This window comes from Testudinibacter sp. 'clade 2' (assembly GCF_006227735.1).
Taxonomy (GTDB): domain Bacteria; phylum Pseudomonadota; class Gammaproteobacteria; order Enterobacterales; family Pasteurellaceae; genus Chelonobacter.
The window spans coordinates 1-5,448 of the sequence record NZ_VDHB01000153.1 but is presented as its reverse complement, the minus strand read 5'-3'; the positions used below and the strand labels follow the sequence as shown (position 1 = coordinate 5,448).

General features: G+C 47.2%; 6 protein-coding genes. 2 read left to right on the top strand and 4 right to left on the bottom strand.

Going from position 1 to position 5,448, the window contains the following annotated elements; genetic code table 11:
* Window positions 1-125 precede the first annotated feature (125 nt).
* Window positions 126-707, bottom strand: a complete 582-nt coding sequence (gene priC, locus FHQ30_RS11300) for a primosomal replication protein PriC (protein WP_176552627.1) — start codon at window positions 705-707, stop codon at window positions 126-128.
* A 278-nt stretch (window positions 708-985) separates the two neighbouring features.
* On the opposite strand from priC, the gene FHQ30_RS11295 reads away from it, so the two are divergent.
* Together FHQ30_RS11295 and FHQ30_RS13490 are read left to right on the top strand one after the other, a co-directional pair.
* Entirely contained in the window at window positions 986-2,329 is a 1,344-nt protein-coding gene (locus tag FHQ30_RS11295; protein ID WP_132966042.1) for an NCS2 family permease, read from the top strand.
* Window positions 2,304-2,432 carry a hypothetical protein gene (locus tag FHQ30_RS13490; RefSeq protein WP_500692263.1) on the top strand — a complete coding sequence of 43 codons (129 nt, stop codon included), beginning with the start codon at window positions 2,304-2,306 and terminating at the stop codon, window positions 2,430-2,432. The genes FHQ30_RS11295 and FHQ30_RS13490 overlap by 26 nt, the downstream gene beginning before the upstream one ends.
* On the opposite strand, the gene FHQ30_RS11290 is transcribed toward FHQ30_RS13490, so the two are convergent.
* The 3 genes from FHQ30_RS11290 to FHQ30_RS11280 form a co-directional block, all read right to left on the bottom strand.
* Window positions 2,429-3,223 carry an ABC transporter ATP-binding protein gene (locus tag FHQ30_RS11290; protein ID WP_139611190.1) on the bottom strand — a complete coding sequence of 265 codons (795 nt, stop codon included), beginning with the start codon at window positions 3,221-3,223 and terminating at the stop codon, window positions 2,429-2,431. The genes FHQ30_RS13490 and FHQ30_RS11290 overlap by 4 nt on opposite strands.
* Window positions 3,224-3,228: 5 nt before the next feature.
* Entirely contained in the window at window positions 3,229-4,140 is a 912-nt protein-coding gene (locus FHQ30_RS11285) for an ABC transporter permease (RefSeq protein ID WP_139611189.1), read from the bottom strand.
* Between the two features lie 123 nt (window positions 4,141-4,263).
* Window positions 4,264-5,232, bottom strand: a complete 969-nt coding sequence (locus FHQ30_RS11280; protein ID WP_139611188.1) for an ABC transporter substrate-binding protein — start codon at window positions 5,230-5,232, stop codon at window positions 4,264-4,266.
* Between the last annotated feature and the right edge of the window lie 216 nt (window positions 5,233-5,448).

Below are 5,448 nucleotides of genomic sequence, written 5' to 3'. Positions count from 1 at the left end.
AAGATCAACAGACCCTATCCTCTTCACGACTATTCAATAACCAGCCTACGCAAAATACCTTAAATCACGAATGGAGCAAGGCATTTTTATTACGGTCTAGGGTTTGTTAACGCTACATAATATCGTTAAAAAACCGCACTTTTCTTCTGCCGTGCTTCGACAAAAGCCAAATACTCTTCTAAATGATCGATCGCCGCTTGGCAGCGTTGCTTTCGCTGTTCTAGCGTAGCAATTTTCTGCTGTCGCGCACTTTTTTCGCTTATTTCACAAGCGAGCAGTTGCGTGTATTGTTCAGCAATCAAATCATTAAAACGGGTCAAAAATTCATAATATTTTGCTAAACGTTGTGGTGGTGGCAAACGATGTACCTCGTGTGCTTGCTGATTACGCTCAGCCTCTTTACCAGATGCCTTTGTCTGATAAAAAGTGCGGTTGTCGCTGGTCAGCTCCTGCAAGACATGGTATTGCGCTGTTAGCTTTTCAGCATAGAATGCCGTCAGCGCTTGGTCTTGCTCGGTCTCACAAGCCTGTTGCACAATCTGCAAAGTGGTCAGCGCCTGCGCTAAACATTGCGCCAGCGTTTCATTGTCTGGTGAAAAAAGCCGCGGATCCAATTTTCGGTGCAGTGGCATATTCTTGTGTATCGACAGCGCCTGAAAATACGCTTCGATTTCGTTTAGCCGTGCTTGAATTGCAAGCCGTGACATTGGCACCTCTTTTTGTTCCTTGTCTATCATCTTATTGCGGATCTTAGCATTTTTCAGCCGATAGCGCGAAGCGATTGTTATCGGATTCTCCGCGCTCGACAAATGACCCGCAACACAAATACCACAGTTCTGCTGAAAAGTTGCACTGAGTACTTTCGCTCAGGTAAAATACCCACGCTTTATTTTGTTAAGGCATATCTTCATGGCAATAATGAAGCTACCTTTCTTTTTTATTTTCTTTTTACCCTAGGAACGACTTAACATAAGGAACGATGTCCATGACCACTTCATCTTCGCAGCAAACCCCACTGCTGGAAAAACGCTTTGCCCTTAGCGCACGCGGCAGCAATCTCCGTCAGGAAATTATTGCCGGACTCACCACATTTTTAGCTATGGTTTACTCCGTGATTGTAGTGCCCGGCATGCTGGGCGATGCCGGTTTTCCGCCAGAGTCAGTGTTTATCGCCACCTGTCTGGTTGCCGGATTGGGATCGATTTTAATCGGTTTCTGGGCGAATGCGCCAATGGCAATCGGCTGTGCGATCTCATTAACCGCCTTTACGGCTTACAGCTTGGTTATCGGACAGCAAGTCAGTATTCCGGTTGCCCTGGGTGCCGTCTTTTTAATGGGGGTGGTGTTCACCTTAATTTCCGTGACCGGAATCCGCACTTGGATTTTACGTAATCTGCCAAGCAGCATCGCGCACGGTGCCGGCATCGGTATCGGGTTGTTCTTATTACTGATTGCAGCCAATAATGTCGGCTTAGTGGTCGCCAACAACGCCGGTTTACCGGTGAAAATGGGCGATTTCAGCTCTTTTTCAGTGATCATGTCATTATTGGGGTTAGCCTTTATTCTTGGCTTAGAACGCCTACGGGTCAAAGGCGGCATTTTGCTGGTGATTGTGGCAATTACCTTAGTTGGCTTGATTGCAGATCCGAACGTGAAATTCAGCGGTGAAGTGTTAAAAGTGCCCAGTTTCGGCGACAACTCGTTAGCATTCGGTTTGGATATTATGGGTGCGCTGCAACCTGCTATTCTGCCGGTAGTGTTTGCCCTCGTGATGACTGCTATTTTTGATGCAACAGGCACGATTCGTGCGGTTGCCGGGCAAGCGAATTTGTTGGACAAAGACGGGCAAATCGTCAATGGCGGCAAAGCATTAACCTCAGACTCCGTTAGCAGCATCATGTCCGGTCTGTTCGGTACAGCACCGGCTGCAGTCTATATTGAATCCGCTGCCGGCACGGCTGCCGGAGGCAAAACCGGTATCACGGCGATTGTGGTCGGTGTACTATTTCTGTTTATGCTGTTTTTACAGCCGCTGGCCTTCTTGGTGCCCAGTTATGCCACCGCACCAGCCTTGATGTATGTCGGATTATTAATGCTGAGCAATGTCAGCAAACTGGATTTTGATGACTTCATCGGTGCCATGAGTGGCTTGATTTGTGCAGTATTTATTGTGCTGACCGCAAATATTGTGACGGGGATTATGTTGGGCTTCGCCTCTTTGGTGATCGGACGCTTGGTATCCGGCGAAATCAAAAAACTGAATATCGGCACGGTGATTATTGCGATTATTCTGGTTGGCTTCTATGCTGGCGGTTGGGCGATTAATTAAATTACCGAAAGCAAAACCGCACTTTGACCAGCTACCGTTAAATAAAGCGGAAAAAGTCAAAGTGCGGTTATTTAAACAAAAACTGGCTAGCCCACAACACTAGCCCAACAACAGACTGTCATCACTCAACTCTTCGCCACGGGTTTTCTCGAACATTTTTAGCAGATCCGGCACATCCATTTTGTCGCGCACGGCACCTTTCACGTCCAACACTACTTGACCTTGGTGCAACATCACAGTACGTTCGCCATGATCCAACGCTTGGCGCATTGAGTGAGTAACCATCATCACCGTCAGATTATTCTCTTTAACGATTCGATCCGTCAGTTCCATCACAAACGCCGCTGTTTTTGGATCCAGCGCCGCAGTGTGTTCGTCCAGCAGCAAAATATTCGACGGCTGCAATGACGCCATCAACAGGCTGACTGCCTGCCGCTGTCCACCGGAAAGCAACCCCATACGATCGGTTAAACGATCTTCCAACCCCAATTTCAACATGGCAAGCTTTTCCCGAAACAACTCACGCGCCGTTTTATTGCTGAAAAATGCCAAACCGCGTTTGCGCCCACGGTTATACGCCAATGCCATGTTTTCTTCGATGGTCAACCCCTCGCAAGTGCCGAGCATCGGATCTTGAAACACCCGAGCAACCGACGCGGCACGCTGCCAAGTGCCTTTGCGGGTGACATCTTTCCCGTTGAGATACACCCTGCCTGAATCCACTAAATAATCACCACAAATTGCATTCAGCAATGTGGATTTTCCCGCACCGTTACTGCCGATTACCGTGACAAATTCGCCTTCGGAAATATCCAACGACAGTCCGCGCAGCACTGGGTTTTCAATCGGCGTTCCGCGATTGAAGGTTATTCTTAAATCATCTAATTTCATCATATGCGTTACGACTTCTTGCTTGAAAATTGCTGTTTCATTTTACTTTTAAGCTGTGGTGCAATTAAAACCAGCACCACCAAAATTGCGGTGACTAGGTTCAAATCTTGTGCCCCAAAGCCGATTTCTCGCAAAGTATCACTGCTCAGTGCCACCGCAATAAAGAAACGATACAGAATCGAGCCGACAATCACCGCCAGCGTGATCACTAAAATACGCTTCGAGGGGATCAAGGTTTCGCCGATAATCACTGCAGCCAGTCCGATCACAATGGTGCCGACCCCAATCGACATATCTGCGCCGCCCTGTGTTTGTACATATAGCGATCCACCCAGCGCAATCAAGGCATTAGACAATGCCATGCCCAAGAAAATCATTTTTCCGGTTGCAATGCCCTGTGCTTTTGCCATCCGCAAATTAGCCCCGGTGGCACGCACCGCCAAACCCACTTCGGTGTTGAAAAACCAGTCAAGCAACACTTTAGCCACAATCACAAATCCCAATACAAACAAAGGCTGGATATACAACTGATTGCTGGCATCCGCATTAATAAAAGGTTCATAAATGGTGGGTTCGCCCAACAAGGATAGATTTGGCGAGCCCATCACGCGCAAATTAACCGAATACAGCGCAATCATCACTAAGATACTGGCAAGCAGCTGTAAAATTTTTAATGATACATGCAACCATGCGGTCACCAAACCCGCTAATCCCCCCGCAATTGCGGCGGCAAAAGTTGCGATCCATGGATCAACACCGTTGACAATGCAAACCGCACACACTGCACCGCCTAATGGAAAACTGCCGTCGGCGGTTAAATCCGGAAAGTCTAAAATACGAAATGAAATCAAGACGCCCAACGCCACCAAAGCGTAAATCAACCCAATTTCGAGCGCACCTAAAAAAAGTACCGAAGTCATAGTAATTGTTCTTTAAATAATCAATAAAAGAGTAAAAAACTGTAGCGCTATACTATCACAGCGCTACAGTATTCGGCTTGTTCTGATGAAATTAAAACTCACAACCGTCTAAAAAAGCACCGATTATTGGCCAACCACTTCTTTCGCTGATTCCACCAGTGTTTGCGGCACCGTAATCCCAAACGCTTTTGCGGATTTCAGATTTAGATAGAGATCTAGCTTATCCATGGTTTTGACCGGAATATCGCCAGCTTTCTTGCCATTTAAAATATCCACGATCATTTTGCCGGTTTCTTCACCCAAAATGTAATAGTTATTTGACAGTGCCGCAATCGCACCACGTGCGACAGTGCTGGTGTCGGAGGCGACCAACGGAATGCCGGAATCCAACGCCGCTTTGTACAGAGCCTCATAAGCTGAAACCACATTATTATCAGTCGAGGTATAAATCACATCGACTTTACCTTTCAAGCTGCGCGCGGCAATACCGATGTCGGTAGTGCGAGGTGCCGGCGCTTCAACCACCTCAAAGCCATTCACTTTCCCGGCTTCTTGTAATTGCTTTAATACCACCACCGAATTCACTTCACCGGTGCTATAGACATAACCTACTTTTTTCAAATTTGGGATCAACTGTTTGATCAAATCAATTTGCGGTTGAATCGGCAGTGTGTCCGAAGCACCGGTGACATTGGTGCCGGAAGCCCCCCAATCTTTCACCAATTTAGCCGCCACCGGGTCAGAAATCGCAGAGAAAACCACCGGAATATTACGCGTTGCCGCCACTACTGATTGCGCACTCGGTGTGCCGATTGCCAAAATGACATCTGGCTTATCGCCGACAAATTTACGTGCGATTTGTGCCGCAGTTGCGGTGTTACCCTGCGCGCTTTGAAAATCGACTTTTAAATTTTTGCCCTCTTCATAACCGGCTTTTTTCAATTCCGCCAATGCCCCTTCGCGCACCGCATCCAACGCCGGATGCTCAACAATTGCGGTAATCGCAACCTGTTTCAGCTCCGCTGCAACAGCGCCAGTACTGATCAAAACCGCACTTAGTGCTGCCCATAGGGTTGTGGTTATTTTTTTCATTGTTGCCGCTCCTTGTCGTATGCCGGAAAATAAGAAAGAATCTAGGGTCTGTTGATCTTTGTTTATATTTTGAGTTGTCGTTTAAAATGAGCACAATCTAGGCGTAAGCCGAAATCAATAGTGGGACTATTGATGAGGGTTACAACGACGAGTGTGCTCATTTTAAACACAATCCATAGGACTATGACTCTTTTTCGCCACTACGGCGTTAAAAGC

Excerpts from the sequence above, each read along its gene's own strand:
- FHQ30_RS11285 (WP_139611189.1), bottom strand. The coding sequence starts at position 4,140 with ATGACTTCGGTACTTTTTTTAGGTGCGCTCGAAATTGGGTTGATTTAC.
- priC (WP_176552627.1), bottom strand. The coding sequence starts at position 707 with ATGTCACGGCTTGCAATTCAAGCACGGCTAAACGAAATCGAAGCGTAT.
- FHQ30_RS11280 (WP_139611188.1), bottom strand. The coding sequence starts at position 5,232 with ATGAAAAAAATAACCACAACCCTATGGGCAGCACTAAGTGCGGTTTTG.
- FHQ30_RS13490 (WP_500692263.1), top strand. The coding sequence starts at position 2,304 with ATGCTGGCGGTTGGGCGATTAATTAAATTACCGAAAGCAAAACCGCAC.
- FHQ30_RS11290 (WP_139611190.1), bottom strand. The coding sequence starts at position 3,223 with ATGATGAAATTAGATGATTTAAGAATAACCTTCAATCGCGGAACGCCG.
- FHQ30_RS11295 (WP_132966042.1), top strand. The coding sequence starts at position 986 with ATGACCACTTCATCTTCGCAGCAAACCCCACTGCTGGAAAAACGCTTT.